The organism is Gilliamella sp. LMG 34361 (assembly GCF_984569075.1).
The window spans coordinates 1,636,929-1,652,994 of the sequence record NZ_OZ474903.1 but is presented as its reverse complement, the minus strand read 5'-3'; the positions used below and the strand labels follow the sequence as shown (position 1 = coordinate 1,652,994).

Genomic DNA, 16,066 nt, shown 5'->3' with positions numbered 1-16,066 from the left:
CTTCATTGTTCTAATTACAGTCAATATTGTGCCTAGTTATTCTGCTATCAAAAAAAGAATTCAACTTTATCATAAAATACGTAGTTTTCAGGATAAAGCCCCTCTAATCGTACTAATAGTTGCCGGTGTTATCGGCACTATCACAGGTATTGTTGGCGTATTATTTCAATATGCAGTGAATTGGGTTATCTCACTGCGTAAAACATTATTATTTGATCTAATCGACAATGAAATAATTAATTATCTGTTAATCTTTGCTATCACAGGAACAATGGGCGGGTTAGCTTACTATTTAGTCAAACGTTTTGCTCCTGAATCTGGCGGTTCAGGTATACCAGAAATTGAAGGTGCATTACTTGATTTACGCCCTGTTCGTTGGCGATCTGTCCTACCGGTTAAATTTATTGGTGGTATCGGTGCTTTGGGCTCTGGTATGGTGCTAGGTCGTGAAGGCCCTACTGTTCAACTTGGTGGTAATATTGGTGCCATGGTATCCGATCTGCTCAAAGTTAAAAATAAAGCTTATCGGCATACTTTTTTAGCAACCGGAGCCGCCGCAGGCATTACTGCAGCATTCAATGCGCCTTTAGCAGGCATACTGTTTATTATTGAAGAGATGCGCCCACAGTTTCGCTACAATTTGACCTCAATAAAAGCCATTTTTGTTGGCGTGATTATGGCCAGTATCATGTATCAATTTTTATATAATCAGGAATCAGTCTTTCAGATCGGCCACTTTAATGCTGTTCCTATTGAATCTTTATGGCTCTATCTCTTGTTAGGGACTTTTTTTGGCGTTATTGGTGTTTTATCAAATAAGTGCATATTGACCTTACAAGAGCGATTCAAACAATTTTATCAATTTAATCAATACTACTTTGTTATCACTGGATTTTGTTTGGCAGGGTTATTTGGAGTTATAAGCTTCATCCTCCCTGAAATAACTGGTAGTGGTTTTGATTTTATTCCCGATGCCGTTTCTGGCAATTACGCTATCAATACATTGATGATTATTTTATGTTTACGCTTTATCACTACCGTTTTATGCTTTAGTTCCGGTGCGCCAGGGGGCATATTTGCCCCTACCTTAGCCTTAGGGACAACGGTTGGGATCGCTTTTGGGGTGATTGCGCAACAAATTTACCCAAATTATCATATTGAACTTGGTGCTTGCGCTATTATTGGTATGGGTGGTTTATTTGCCGCTACTGTAAGGGCACCGCTAACGGGTATCGTTTTAGTGATGGAAATGTCTGATAATTATCAGCTTATTTTACCGATGATTATTACCTGTTTAGGTGCGACACTCATAGCGCAAGCGTTGGGTGGAATGCCATTATATACGTCTATTTTGGAAAAAATATTATTAAGAAACAAACTTCAACTAGATAACGCTGCTCAACTAACGGCAAGTAATTCTTAATAAATTATAACCTAATCAATCTAGCAGTTTTGGATGGAAAAAAATAAGAAGAAAAATTTAATTAAGTCGTTAACTTAGTAATGAATCAAAATTAATACCTCAATGTTTCGATTCATTACTAAAATTCACCTAATAGCGAATAAACTAATATTTACCTAATCTAACTCACAGATTTCTTTGATTGATAAAGTGGTAGGAATATTACGATCATCAGAAAATTGAAAACGGAAAATAAAACGAATGTCATAAGTTTTTAATACATTTACGACATCAGGTTTATCACAAAATTGACTATTAAGCCCTAATCTAATATTCTCCATAAAATCATTCAAAGGAGTATTTTGGCTATCTGAAGGCATTTTATATTCGAAAACCACATTATTAATATTCGCGGTAATATTGGTAACTTCATAACCGGCCTCGACTTGAATAGGAAATTTACCTTTTTCTCCTAACAATGAGCGTTTTGCACTATCTGCTAATGCTTTAGTAACCTTTACTCCCGTATTTTTATCGGCTGTAGCTGCATTTACGGTCGTAAACATAAAAAGGCTTGAAAGTAACACTGTCAATTTAATAACTTTTTTCATCATTTTTCCTTACTCTATACCTTATAACTCTATTTCTAATCAAAACTATTGATAAATAATTATATTTTTATTGTTATCTTAAATATTTTAATTTATTTAATGGTCTAAATAATAATGATTAATAAAAATATCTGCTATCTTACACAATATTTCTGATAAAAAAAGCCAACTTAACAATTTATTGTAAAAATTTAAATGAAATTAAACAAATATTAATCATTTCAACTTTGACTATTTTTATCACTAATGCCAATTACTCAGCAAAAATTTTTCCTGAATTTAATAATCTTTAAACCAAAATTTAACTAGATATGGGGATTTTTAAGCTTTAATTTTGAGATTCCTAAATATATAGGTTATATAGGATAAGTTGAATTTTTTGACAAAATTTATTTACTAAATTTATCTATTGATAGTAAACATAATTGCAAATAAAATCTTGAAAATTAAGTGCTTTACCTTGTCATGGTAAGGCACTTTATAGGTTATTGTGGGGTTAATGACATGATAACTGTTTCAAAAGGTTCAAGCGTTAACATTGCTGTTTTCGAAATAGTTGTTGGTTTCTTTGCATGTAACTTACTAGCATAATCAATTTTAATTTGAAAACGATCAGTTGCATTATTTGGTAATTCTAAATCATTTTGTAAATCTAGATAGTAAACTTGCTGTTTATCAGATGGATTACGTAAAGTGATGATTGCTTTATCTTTACTCCAACCGGCCCAACCATATACACCTAATTTTGTCGGATCTTTACCTATCCAATGGCTATCGAATAAAACATCTTTATTAGTTCTTGCCCATTTTGCGGCTGTAGCTAGCGTATCCCAATTTTGGGTCGTTAATAATTCAGGTGTAATATACATCTCTTGCAATTGAGTACCTGTTGCAAAGTAGCTCCATACCTGATCGGCAAAATCTGTTTCACTTTCTTTATCAAGATTTTTCGCCTGTTTTGCATAGACAATACCATGCAACATTAAGGAGTTAAGCGGGAATAGCGGGCCTTTTAAAACAATAGAACGATAAGTTTCGGCATCACGATAAGTTAACCACTGTTGCACTTTGCTACCAGGTCCATAGTAGTTAACATCATCCCCTCCTCGCCATATTGAATCGGCATAGAATAACCATGATGGCGTTGCTTGAGTACCGGTGGTTAAATTGATGTAGAGATTTGGGTTAGCACTGCGCATATCTTCAATTAAATGAATAGCAGCATCAAAATCACTAGTAAATTGACTACCAGCAATAACCTTATCAGCATTACCCGTTCCATCAAGTTTAAACATGGTTATGTTTTGATTATTAATCAATTCGAGGATTCGTTTATGGAAGTTAGTATAATAATTTGGCCCTGACAAGGCTAATTTACCGTCCATAGTTTCATAACCAAATTCAGGCGCATTAGCAACACGTTTATCACGTGGTTTATTATAACCGCCCCATGGTGATAACCAAATACCGAGTGCCGTTTGATATTTATCAGAAGCTGTTTTCAAATTATTAAATTCATTAGGGAAATTGGCACTAAATCCCCAGTTCCCTTTTAGATTATCCCAACCATCGTCAAATAAATATCCATCCAATTTTACCTGACGTTTTTTTACCAACTCTTCACCATATTGATCAATTCTCAATAAAGCTTCTTTTTCTGTATAAGGATTAAAAAATCCTATATCAAGCCATGAATTATAGTGTAAATAAGGACTATATGGACGTTGACGAACACTATCAATGAACTGGTTAATGTTACGTCTTAACTGACCTTTTTCATAAGTACCAATGTAAGTTTTATAACTTAAAGTATGTTCAGCTTGTAATGGAATAGCTTGTGGAATTTTTTGTGATACACCACCTTCATAAGCAACCGTATTGGTTAATGGATTTTCTGGAATGATAAAAAAAGTATCACTAATAATCGGTGAACTTACCACTGAACCATACACAAATGGTGCCTGTGAACGGAATGGCATTAATGATACTGATGACATTGAAAGTGCTTTATTTTTAGGCGTGATTCTTAATTCATAACTCGCAAAATGTTTATCATCATTTAGATTAACGACAGTTTCAATCGACATATCATGACCAGTGTAATTTAATGTCATGCCTGTATCTTGTTGTTGCACTTTATCCAGTGAAAAATCTTTATCGGTTAACTTATCTCCGGATGCCAAAACAATTTCAAACAACGTTTCAATTTTTACCGAATCATTAGTCACTGGATTGATAATATTTAGTGATGTAATACTATTTTGACTGTCATCCTTAGCTAATTTAACTTGAGCATTTTTTCCTGATAATTGATAATCTTTGGCCCAAGCTGCGCCTGTTGGTAAACACAATGCTGATAATATGCCTAACACAACCAATTTTTTCATGTTTTTTTTCATTATTACCTCCTAAAGGATAAACAATTTTATTTCCATAAGTACATATTAGACTTAGTATAGGCATCAAATAGTAATGAAATTGTGATCTTCTTGGCAGTTTATTCGAATGGCTAAATTGCCAAAAAATGACTAAATTTGCTTTGTAGTGAAAGATATATATTTGGCTAAAATTAATTACCTCTAATTTTTTGTTACCATAAATCAAGTTGTTTCTCAATTAGCCATAGGTAATAACGAAAGGTAGTGTTAGCAATGGATGAAATATTGTTTTTATTTTTCGATATGATAAAGATCACAATTTTAAAATAAACTTATTGGCAAAATCCAAAAAATTCGAAAATAGAATTTAATGATGGTTCCTAATTAGCAAAAAGGTAACACTAAGTGTTACCTTTCAAAGTTACAACATAAAACTAGTACTATTTTTTAGTATGATGAGGATCTTTAACTGAATCACCTTGACCACTCACCACATACCAACCATTCTTACTATGCGGTTTTTTATTATGATCAGGACAAGGGGGTAACGATTTTTTACTTTGGTTTGAATATACATAGCCACAATCAGCACATTTATAAGTGCCAGCTGAAACATCACTACCGTATGCAGCAAATTTTTGTACCATTATAAGCTCCTCCAGTAAAATGTTAAAAATAATAAGCCGATTTGCTTATTACAGTTATATATAAACGCTGATTGAAACAAAAATCAAGTCAAGATTGAATAAACTCTCAGTATCTTCGCTAAAAGAGCTTTAAAATATAAAAAATTTAGATTTTTAAATTTAAATACTCGATAAAATGAGCAACGTAATTCTGTCTTATCTCAAATTGATAATAATGACGTATTAAAAGCAATTAACAAATAACAAATAAGAAAAAGTACTCAATCATCTTAAAATAACTGACGAACACTTAATAAAATGCAGCTAATTTTTTAAAAGGCTTTCTTAATATATTTTACTTTATGAGTAAGAATCATTGGATTGTTTAACAAGAAAAAAACAACATAAACATCTTAAAATTTTAATCAAAACTAAAATAATGTAACCTAAAAAGCAACCGAGCGTAGGAATAAACGTCGCAAGGATGAATCCTAAATCATTGTAACCATAATTAAAATATCTAATATAAAAATTTAAAATACCAAACCAGCCAAAAGAAAAAACTAATCCACAAAATAATCCTAAAAAAGAAGTTAATACATGAGTCTGAGGGATAATAAATAATTTTATTAATTGTATTAGGAAAAAAATAATTTCAAAAAGTATTGTTATACAAAATATTATCTGAAGGGCATATGCAGCTACATGACTAATATAGAATTTGCTTTTTAATGAAAAAATATTATAAGTAATTATAAATGCCAAATAAGTAATCCAAAAAAGAGAGATCCATAATTTATCCTTAGATAAATATTTAATAATTTTTGGCATAATTAATCCTTACAAATTTAAGTTAACGTCGCTGTTAACCGATAAAAATCTCATCCAATTAAATATGATTACACGCTAATAAAATTAATATTTAACTTCTTTATAATCAATTATTCATCTTGCTTTAGGTTGCTAAATAATATACTTAAGCACTATCTAGAAACGACAGTTAATCAAGGAAAAATGTTATTTAGACCTTTCAACAAATAAAAAACAACATAAAAAATATAACATTCTGATAACTATTAAAATAATATAACACATAAAACTATCAATCGCAGGCAAAAAAGCCCAAACGAGAAACCCTAAACCATCCCATCCCCCACTATTATATTGGTCGAAATAAACATATAAAATAAATAGCCAAACAAAAGAAAATGTTAACCCCCAAAATTAATCCTAAATAAGGGGTTAACAAATGTGGACTTTTAACAACAAATTGTTTTATCAGCATTGAGAGAGAGAAAGAAAATAATTTCAACAGTAACCGCTATAGCAAATAAAACATCAACAAGTGGCGATTTTATAAAACTACATAATTATGTTATGTCCATACTAAAATAGAATATGAAGAAGAGACCGATCAATACAGAATCTTTAAGCAAATATTTAATAACGTTTAATACATCTAATCCTTGAAAATATCATTAAACTTCCCTGTTAATCTGTTGGAGAATTGTTTAATAATAATGTTTTTTTAAGGATTTAGTTTAGTTTAATATTGTTAAAAAAGTAATTTAGGTATGGTGAAATTGATATCTATATTTTTAAAAATTACTATTACTGATATTGTGCAAACAAAATAACTTCAAGCACATTTTTAATTGCTTTTGTTCAGGATTAAGCTGCAAGATAGATACTTGCAACTCTTTGAATTGGCAAAAATTATTCTAACTAATAAGTATGAAAATATTGCTGAATTAACTCAGGATCTTTAGTTTTAGTTAATGCTGTCATGAGTAAAATTCGGGCCTTTTCTGTATTAAGAGAATCTGAAACCAATCCAGGTAGTTGTTTATTTACAGGAACTATACCACTACCTGTTCGTGATGAACGCACAACGATAATACCAGCATCTTCGGCTTTTTTTATTCCTTTTTCACTTCTAACCGATGTGGAGCCTGCACCTGATCCAGCATATACAATGCCATCAACATGATTTTCGATCGCAGCATCAAACAAATACTCTGGATCATCCTGATAACCATATAAAATAATCACTTTGGGTAACTCTTTAACAGCGCTAAGATCAAAAATAGAATTTAATGTATGAAGTTTATCAATCTTTGTTTCAAAATGTGGTTTTGCAGCTATGAAAACGCCTAAATATCCCTGTTCTGCGGCTTTAAAGGTATCTGTAGTTGTGCCATTAGTCTTTGTTATAAATCGGGCTGAGCCTATTCTATCATTAAGTACAACCATAACACCTCGCCCTTTAGCTTCTCGAGTAGATGCCAATGTCACAGCTTCTAATAGATTCATTGGCCCATCGGCACTGATAGCGGTCGCGGGACGCATAGCAGCAGTCAATACAACGGGTTTATTACTTTTTACCGTTAAATGAAGAAAATAGGCTGTTTCTTCAAGCGTGTCTGTACCATGGGTAATTACAACACCATCGACATCATCTTTTGCTAATAATTCATTTACACGTTTTGATAATTTTAAAATAATATCGCTGGTCATATCGTTGCTACCGATATTAGCTACTTGCTCACCATCGATCTGAGCGATATCTTTTAATTCAGGAACAGCATCAATTAATGTTTGAACACCTAATTCCCCGGCTTTATAACTAACAGTATCGGTATTGCTTGCAGCAGAACCGGCTATTGTTCCACCGGTTGCCAAAATAACAACATGAGGAAGTTTTGTCTCGCCAAAACAAAATGTACTCATTAAGAATAGAGTTGTGAAAAGTATTATTTTATATTTCATCTTTTTTCCTTATAGATAGTAAATAAATATCCTTTTATTTACCATGCAAAATCCAGACCAATTTAAATAAAATTAAATTGTCGCTAAAAATATCTCAATAAATAATTTGAATTATTAAAATACGAAGTAAATATAACAAGGGCATGCTTTATCTATTATTAAAATGAATGCACCTAAATGATGCAATTTGCTCTTAATGATTCCACTTTAAAAATATTATAGAGAATGTCCTACTTTTTTATGTACTATTTTAGGTGATAGTTACAGTTGATCTACACCTAAAAACTAATTCATTTTTACCATTATTCTTTACTATAAAAAATTCAATGATTCTACTGGGAGATTAAGGATTGAAAGAAACAAAAAAGCTAGTAATACAATTAGTATTACCAACTTTTTAATTATTGATTTATATTAATAATAGAAAGGGAGCTTTACTCCCACTCAATAGTCGCTGGCGGTTTTCCGCTGATATCATAAACCACTCGTGATATGCCATTTACTTCGTTGATGATACGGTTTGATACTCTTCCTAAAAAGTCGTATGGAAGATGCGCCCAGTGGGCAGTCATAAAGTCGATGGTTTCTACGGCACGCAGTGAGACAACCCAATCATAGCGGCGTCCATCACCCATGACGCCAACCGAGCGTACTGGTAAAAATACGGTAAATGCTTGGCTAACTTTGTGATACAAATCAGCTTTGTAGAGTTCTTCGATAAAAATCGCATCGGCTTGTCTTAATAAATCACAGTACTCTTTTTTCACTTCACCTAATACGCGTACACCTAAACCAGGTCCAGGGAATGGATGACGATAAAGCATATCGTAAGGTAAACCAAGTTCCAAACCAACTTTACGCACTTCGTCTTTAAATAACTCCCGTAATGGTTCAACTAAGCCCATTTCCATATCTTCAGGTAATCCACCCACATTGTGATGTGATTTAATGACATGTGCTTTACCTGTATCAGCGGCCGCGGATTCAATAACATCGGGATAAATAGTCCCTTGAGCAAGCCATTTTACATCTTTCAGTTTTGCGGCTTCTTCATCGAAAACTGCAACAAATTCACGACCAATGATTTTACGTTTAGCTTCTGGATCGGCTTCGCCTTCTAGTGCGGTCATAAAACGATCTTCAGCATTAACTGCGATAATATTTAATCCAAATTTATCACCAAACATCTCCATCACTTGCTGTGCTTCATTTAAACGTAATAAACCATGATCCACAAAAACGCAGGTTAGCTGATCGCCGATGGCTTGATGTAATAATAGTGCAGTAACCGAAGAATCAACACCACCAGATAGACCTAACAATACTTTATCTTGACCAACTTTCTCTTTAATACGTGCCACTGCATCAGTAATAATTGAAGAAGGTGTCCATAATTTTTCACACCGACAAATATCAATTACAAAACGTTTTAGTAACTCTAATCCTTTAATAGTATGCGTTACCTCTGGATGAAACTGTACACCATAAAACTGTTTTTCATCATTTGCCATAATGGCAAATGGACATGTTTCTGTTTGGCCTATTACGGTAAACGAGTCTGGTAGTGAAGTGACTTTGTCACCATGACTCATCCAAACATCGAGTTGATTAACACCAGCATCATTTGTGCTATCTAAAATACCTTCAGTTAATTTGGATTTTGCAACAATATCAACTTTAGCATAACCAAACTCACGTTGATTAGATGCAGTAACTTGCCCGCCTTGACCTATTTGGATTGCCATAGTTTGCATACCGTAGCAGATACCTAACACAGGCACGCCAGCTTTAAATACATATTCAGGTGCTCTAGGACTATTTTGCTCGGTAGTACTTTCCGGACCACCTGAAAGAATAATACCTTTAGGATTAAACTGTTTAATTTTCTCTTCCGAAACATCCCACGGCCACAGTTCACAATACACACCGATTTCACGAACTCTTCGAGCAATTAATTGCGTTACTTGTGAACCAAAATCCAAAATTAATATTCGCTGCTGGTGGATGTCTTTATTCATCAATTTTAATTCCTAAAATGTGGGCTAATATAAAAATTGGAAACTATTGTATCATCTAATCATTATGCTTAAATAGCAAATCAGTATTTTTTCATATTTTCCAGTTATAAAAAATAGCTGCTTGTAACTCAAATGATTGCTGTAACGATGGACTAACTATTACCTTGATTAATTGAACTCAATTATGAAGTAAAAGTAACAAGACAGATGATTTAACTATAAAAGTTTTATTAAAAGAAGCTTAGGTCATTCGAGGAGATATTATTATTGAATACTTCCCCCCCCAAGATAAAGGTATATTACGACCTTTTGTATCTGGATAAAGATATCAATTATAAGTACTTGTTGTGGTAAAGTTTCAATCAGATAGTGATTGAGTTACAACATAAGTTAAAAAATCCCCATGTTAGATCAAAAATTAACCAGTTTAATTACCCATATTTTAAGCCATATAGTACTAGTAGCAAAGAGAGAGTACAGATCTAAGATTGATATAATAATTGCATTTCTAGCAATAAAATTACTGATATTAAGAGCATTATAAATATCGTTTCTATTTAATTTATACTAGTTAATGTAAACATTTAAAATTAATTAGAAACTGTTAGTAGATTATTACAAAATGCAATCTGAACCATTTTTGAAAAATGGTTCAACCAAGGTTACTAGAGACATTAATCATTATTTCCATCATATAGACTCAAAAAATTATAAATTTGTCATGTAAATAAACTTAACTGATTTAAGCAAATATTGGTGTTAATGACATGTCGATATCGACAAAAATCTGCACTACAATTATAAAATCTGTTATTTTACCCATGAAAAATGAATTTGAAGCAAAAAAACCCCTTTCCTCAACTTTTTTTAACTTATTTTTTTATTCGCTTTTTTAAAACATAATTTCATTTTTGTCAGATAAAAGCGCTATAATAACCCCAATTTTTATATGAAAATTTAGGTCATAAATTGGATTTTTTAAGTCGATTGAAGAATCTTCAACTTTATAAAAAGCGACGTTCTAATAATGTGCTGTTTTGGCGCGAAATATATCCTTTAGCAATGCCAATTTTGATTGAGAATTTGTCAGTCATTTTAATGGGTATTTTTAGTACGTTTTTAGTAAGTTGGATTGGTAAGGCCGAAATGGCGGCAGTTGGTTTAGCGGAAAGCTTCAATATGATTGTAATGTCATTTTTTATGGCCGTTGCGCTAGGAACGTCGGTCGTTGTGGCATTTAGTTTGGGGCGACATAATCGTAAAAAAGCCGTAGTGGCAGCAAGACAGTCCATTACGTTATTAGTGATAATTTCGATTTTACTGTTTTTGTTTGTCGAGTTTTCCGGATATTGGATTGTCGAAATTATTGCTGGTAAAGCTGATCTTGAAGTTAAGGAACTAACTCTCACCTTTCTAAGATTAACCGTTTTAGGTTACCCAGCCCTTGCGTTTATTCTAGTTGGCTGTGGTGCCCTGCGTGGCGCTGGCAATACTAAGTTACCGATGTATTTAAACATCATTATGAATATTTTGAACCTGTCGATTAGTTATGTGCTAATTTATGGCGCTTTTGGTTGGCATGGTTTTGGATTTATTGGGGCCGGCATTGGCTTAACAACATCTCGTTACTGTGGGATGTTTTTTATTTTATTGGTATTAACCATTAAGCCAAGTCGAGCGTTATTTATTCCTCTCCGTAGTTATTTTCATTCGTTTAATGGTAAAATTTTGATTGATATTTTAAGTATCGGAATCCCTGCTAGTGTGGAATCGGTAATGTTTAATATCGGAAAATTACTAACGCAAACCTTTGTTGCAGGTATGGGAACATCAACGATTGCCGCGAATTTTATTGCATTTTCAATTGCTGGGTTACTTAATTTACCCGGTGGTACCCTCGGCGCAACCTCGACAATTATAGTTGGTAAGCGTATTGGTATGGGTCAAATCTATCAACCAACTAGGCAACTTAAGTTTATCTTTCATTTAACTAGCTTATTACTCTGCTTTTTAGCGTTTGTATCGATTCCGTTTGCAGGGCTCTTAAGTTCACTTTATACCAATGATCATGAAGTTATCGAGATTTCCAAACATTTGCTTTGGTTTAATGCGTTGTTTACCCCTTTTTGGGCTTCATCCTTTGTTTTACCATATGGCTTTAAAGGCGCTAAAGATGCCAGTTATACCATGTGGGTCGCCATAGGGAGTATGTGGATGTGTCGTATTGTGGTTGGTTATATTTTCGGAGTCTATTTTGGCTATGGGGTAATTGGAGTTTGGTTTGGTATGTTCTTAGATTGGATCGTTCGAAGCTTCTTCTTTTATCATCGACTTATTAGCGGTAAATGGCTATGGCGTCATCAAAAGCGAATTTGAGTTAAATTGATTAATGGACTCTTAATCAATTGCTCAATAAACCTATAATTATTACATCTGTAAATCCTTACAACACCGTATCATTGCTAATATTATGGTGCTAGAATATCCTCGATATCTTTTAGTACCTCATTCCTTTATTGCTTCATATTAAAAACGGCATGTTAATTAACCGCACATGTTGCAAACAGTTTATATAAGTATAATAAGGAGACAAAAATGAGAGTATCATCAATTGTTATGCTACTCACCTTTGGATTAACTAGCTCTGCCGCTTTGGCACATAGTGCCAACCAAATTATTATCCGCGGCGGTCCTGCTTATGTTCATCCTCAAGATAAAAGTAATCATGTCAAAATTGGCGGCGCAAAAAGTGATCTTAAAGCCAAAGCTGATAATGACACGCAGCTTGGACTTAATTTTCAATATATGATTACCGATAATCTCGCTGTTGAATTATTAGGTGCAACACCTTTTAGCCATCAAGTGAAACTTAGTGGGGGCAACGCTACTGGATTAGCTGGTGCTCATTTAGGCAAGATTAAACATTTACCACCAACATTGAGTGCACTTTGGTATCCATTTGATAGTAGTTGTGAGTTTCAACCTTATGTTGGACTTGGCATAAATTACACCTTCTTTTTTGATGAAAAAGTGAGTGGTAAAGCTAAAAAAACAGGTTTTCATGGTTTTGATTTGGACAGTTCTTGGGGCTGGGCAGCGCAAGTGGGAACTGATTATTCAATAGATGAAAATTGGTTAATTAATGCGCAAATCGGTTATATCGATATTCAAACTAAAGCTAGAACGCATTTAGGTAATACTAAAGTTACGGCAAAATATGATCTTGATCCATGGGTAGTAATGTTAGGTGTCGGTTACAAGTTTTAATCATTCAAAAAACCTCTCAATGAAGTGCCCCCATAAAGTTGGACACTTTTATTAAGCGGCTTATAAGGCCTGATTTTGATATTCAACCGGCGTCAGGCCTTTTTATTATGATCTTTAAAGACTTTTTATGGCTGCATACTGCTCTTGCAACTTGGCTTTATCAGCAATATAGCCTTGTTGTTTTTCTTTCTCTTTGGCAACGACTGCTGCGGGAGCTTTATCGACAAAGCTAGCATTAGATAATTTATTATCAATACGCGCAATTTCGCCATCAATGCGAGCGATCTCTTTTTCTAGTCTAGCTAGCTCATCTTCTTTATTAATAAGCCCAGCCATTGGGATAAGAAGTTCAGCGCCATCAACCAATTTAGTGACTGATAATGGCCCTGCTTCACCTTCATCTAACAAGACTATTTCTGATAATCTTGCTAATGATTCGATAAAGGTGACATTGTCACTAATTACGCGATGAACCGCTGGTGATGCTTTTCTAATCAATAACTGTAATGGTTTGCTTGGTGCGATATTCATTTCAGCACGGATATTACGAACCGCAATGACAGCGTCTTTAATCCAATTGATATCGGCAACTGCTTTATCATCAACTAATTGGCTATCAAATGCTGGCATTGGTTGTAACATAATGGTATCCGCTTTGATTGCCATTAATGGTTTGACACTTTGCCAAATAGCTTCAGTAATAAATGGAATGATTGGATGCGCCAAACGTAATAAGGCTTCAAGTACCGTGACTAAGGTATGACGAGCAGCACGTTGCTGATTCTGTTCACCATTTGCCAATACTGATTTAGTTAACTCTAAATACCAGTCACAGAACTGATTCCAAGTGAATTCATATAAGATATTAGCAGCTAAATCAAAACGGTAAGTATCGAATGCTTCTCGATAGGTTTTCACAGTTTGGTTAAATTCCGCTAAGATCCATTTATCCGCTAATGAATAATCTAACTCCCCACCTTTAAAACCACAATCGTGATCTTGGGTATTCATCAATACATAACGGCTAGCATTCCATAGTTTATTACAGAAGTTACGATAACCTTCTAAGCGTTTTAAATCCCAATTGATATCACGACCAGTTGATGCCAGCGCCGCTAAAGTAAAACGTAAGGCATCAGTACCATGCGCTTCAATACCATTTGGGAACTGTTTTTCGGTACGTTTGGCAATCTTTTCCGCTAATTGTGGCTGCATCATATTACCAGTACGTTTTTCTAATAAATCGGCAAGTGAAATACCATCAATCATATCTAAAGGATCGATAACATTACCTTTAGATTTCGACATTTTTTGCCCTTCTTCATCGCGAATTAGCCCGGTCACATATACCGTTTTAAATGGTACTTGTGGTTTACCATGTTCATCTTTAATGAAATGCATGGTCATCATAATCATTCGAGCAACCCAGAAGAAGATAATATCAAAACCAGTCACTAGCACATTTGTTGGATGGAAAGTAGCTAAATCATCAGTGTTTTCTGGCCAACCTAAAGTTGAAAATGTCCATAATGCTGATGAGAACCATGTATCAAGAACATCGTCATCTTGAGACAATTCGATGTCTGCTGCCAGATTATTATCACGGCGAACTTCAGCCTCATCACGACCAACATAGACGTTGCCTTGATTATCATACCAAGCTGGAATTCGGTGTCCCCACCATAATTGTCGCGAAATACACCAATCTTGAATATCATTCATCCATGAAAAATACATATTTTCATACTGTTTAGGCACGAATTGGATATCACCATTTTTTACCGCCGCAATAGCTGGTTCCGCTAATACTTTAGCTCTTACATACCATTGATCGGTTAACATAGGTTCGATTACCACACCACCACGATCGCCATAAGGGATAGTTAAGTCATGCGGTTCGATTTTTTCTAAAATACCTTGAGCTTCACACTGCGCAACAACTAATTTACGCGCCGCAAAGCGTTCTAAATTTTGGAATTGTGCCGGAATATCGGTTGCGTGTGCAGTACTTGGCTCACCATTAGTATCAAACACTTCTGCTTGTGCACGAATATCACCATCAAAAGTTAAGATGTTAATCATTGGTAATTGATGACGACGTCCTACTTCATAATCATTAAAGTCATGCGCAGGAGTAATTTTTACACAGCCAGTACCTTTTGTCATATCCGCATGTTCATCGCCAACAATCGGAATTCGACGATTAACAAATGGTAATATGACAAATTTACCGATTAGATCTTTATAACGAGGATCTTCTGGATTAACGGCCACACCGGTATCACCAAATAGTGTTTCAGGGCGAGTTGTTGCGACAACTAGATAATCTTTGCCTTCTGCAGTTTTAACACCATCTGCTAATGGATAGCGTAAATGCCACATTGAACCTTTTACTTCACGATTCTCTACTTCAAGATCAGAAATTGCGGTACGTAATTTTGGATCCCAGTTAACTAAGCGTTTACCACGATAAATTAAGTCTTCTTGATAAAGTCTTACAAAAACTTCTTTAACCGCATTTGAAAGACCTTCATCCATAGTAAAGCGTTCGCGATCCCAATCAACCGAATCACCTAAACGTCGCATCTGTTTAGTGATGCTACCACCTGATTCAGCTTTCCATTGCCAAATTTTTTCAATAAACGCCTCACGACCATAATCATGGCGAGTTTTGTTTTCTTCAGCAGCAATTTTACGTTCTACCACCATTTGCGTTGCAATACCGGCATGGTCACTACCTGATTGCCAAAGCGTGTTATTACCTTGCATACGATGATAACGAATTAGCGCATCCATAATAGTTTGTTGGAAAGCATGTCCCATATGCAAACTACCAGTTACATTTGGTGGTGGAATAGCAATACAATAACTTGGTTGAGATTTGTCACCATTAGGCTTAAAGTAACCACTTTCTTCCCAATGTTGATAGATAGGTTGTTCGATTTCTTGTGGATTATAAGTCGTATTTTTCATAATAAAGGCATCAATCCTAATT

10 protein-coding genes are annotated in these 16,066 nt (G+C 34.2%); 3 read left to right on the top strand and 7 right to left on the bottom strand.

Annotated elements, in window-relative coordinates; translation table 11 throughout:
- The first annotated feature begins 28 nt into the window (after window positions 1-28).
- Complete coding sequence (clcA, locus tag AC5LXI_RS07835) at window positions 29-1,423, top strand: H(+)/Cl(-) exchange transporter ClcA (protein ID WP_198215128.1); 1,395 nt, start codon at window positions 29-31, stop codon at window positions 1,421-1,423.
- A gap of 155 nt (window positions 1,424-1,578) precedes the next feature.
- Here clcA and AC5LXI_RS07830 read toward each other — a convergent pair whose 3' ends face one another.
- From AC5LXI_RS07830 to guaA, 6 genes are all read right to left on the bottom strand, one after another.
- Entirely contained in the window at window positions 1,579-2,013 is a 435-nt protein-coding gene (locus AC5LXI_RS07830) for a hypothetical protein (protein WP_086356932.1), read from the bottom strand.
- Window positions 2,014-2,498: 485 nt separating this feature from the next.
- Window positions 2,499-4,412: an enterotoxin gene (locus AC5LXI_RS07825; protein ID WP_493441835.1), complete on the bottom strand. Its 1,914-nt coding sequence runs from the start codon at window positions 4,410-4,412 to the stop codon at window positions 2,499-2,501.
- Between the two features lie 419 nt (window positions 4,413-4,831).
- The gene (locus AC5LXI_RS07820; protein ID WP_065578823.1) at window positions 4,832-5,038 is read right to left on the bottom strand and encodes a hypothetical protein; all 207 of its coding nucleotides are present in this window, start codon (window positions 5,036-5,038) and stop codon (window positions 4,832-4,834) included.
- A 339-nt stretch (window positions 5,039-5,377) separates the two neighbouring features.
- Window positions 5,378-5,848 carry a hypothetical protein gene (locus tag AC5LXI_RS07815; protein ID WP_493441834.1) on the bottom strand — a complete coding sequence of 157 codons (471 nt, stop codon included), beginning with the start codon at window positions 5,846-5,848 and terminating at the stop codon, window positions 5,378-5,380.
- A gap of 894 nt (window positions 5,849-6,742) precedes the next feature.
- Window positions 6,743-7,786: a type II asparaginase gene (locus AC5LXI_RS07810; RefSeq protein WP_493441833.1), complete on the bottom strand. Its 1,044-nt coding sequence runs from the start codon at window positions 7,784-7,786 to the stop codon at window positions 6,743-6,745.
- 434 nt (window positions 7,787-8,220) lie between these two features.
- Entirely contained in the window at window positions 8,221-9,804 is a 1,584-nt protein-coding gene (gene guaA, locus AC5LXI_RS07805) for a glutamine-hydrolyzing GMP synthase (protein ID WP_493441832.1), read from the bottom strand.
- A gap of 987 nt (window positions 9,805-10,791) precedes the next feature.
- Here guaA and AC5LXI_RS07800 point away from each other — a divergent pair.
- Both AC5LXI_RS07800 and AC5LXI_RS07795 read left to right on the top strand, forming a co-directional pair.
- Window positions 10,792-12,180 carry an EmmdR/YeeO family multidrug/toxin efflux MATE transporter gene (locus AC5LXI_RS07800; protein WP_493441831.1) on the top strand — a complete coding sequence of 463 codons (1,389 nt, stop codon included), beginning with the start codon at window positions 10,792-10,794 and terminating at the stop codon, window positions 12,178-12,180.
- 219 nt (window positions 12,181-12,399) lie between these two features.
- Window positions 12,400-13,071, top strand: a complete 672-nt coding sequence (locus AC5LXI_RS07795; RefSeq protein WP_493441830.1) for an OmpW/AlkL family protein — start codon at window positions 12,400-12,402, stop codon at window positions 13,069-13,071.
- 114 nt (window positions 13,072-13,185) lie between these two features.
- Here AC5LXI_RS07795 and AC5LXI_RS07790 read toward each other — a convergent pair whose 3' ends face one another.
- Window positions 13,186-16,044, bottom strand: a complete 2,859-nt coding sequence (locus AC5LXI_RS07790) for a valine--tRNA ligase (protein WP_493441829.1) — start codon at window positions 16,042-16,044, stop codon at window positions 13,186-13,188.
- Window positions 16,045-16,066 lie beyond the last annotated feature (22 nt).

Excerpts from the sequence above, each read along its gene's own strand:
- AC5LXI_RS07810 (WP_493441833.1), bottom strand. The coding sequence starts at position 7,786 with ATGAAATATAAAATAATACTTTTCACAACTCTATTCTTAATGAGTACA.
- AC5LXI_RS07795 (WP_493441830.1), top strand. The coding sequence starts at position 12,400 with ATGAGAGTATCATCAATTGTTATGCTACTCACCTTTGGATTAACTAGC.
- AC5LXI_RS07790 (WP_493441829.1), bottom strand. The coding sequence starts at position 16,044 with ATGAAAAATACGACTTATAATCCACAAGAAATCGAACAACCTATCTAT.
- guaA (WP_493441832.1), bottom strand. The coding sequence starts at position 9,804 with ATGAATAAAGACATCCACCAGCAGCGAATATTAATTTTGGATTTTGGT.
- AC5LXI_RS07820 (WP_065578823.1), bottom strand. The coding sequence starts at position 5,038 with ATGGTACAAAAATTTGCTGCATACGGTAGTGATGTTTCAGCTGGCACT.
- AC5LXI_RS07825 (WP_493441835.1), bottom strand. The coding sequence starts at position 4,412 with ATGAAAAAAAACATGAAAAAATTGGTTGTGTTAGGCATATTATCAGCA.
- AC5LXI_RS07815 (WP_493441834.1), bottom strand. The coding sequence starts at position 5,848 with ATGCCAAAAATTATTAAATATTTATCTAAGGATAAATTATGGATCTCT.
- AC5LXI_RS07830 (WP_086356932.1), bottom strand. The coding sequence starts at position 2,013 with ATGAAAAAAGTTATTAAATTGACAGTGTTACTTTCAAGCCTTTTTATG.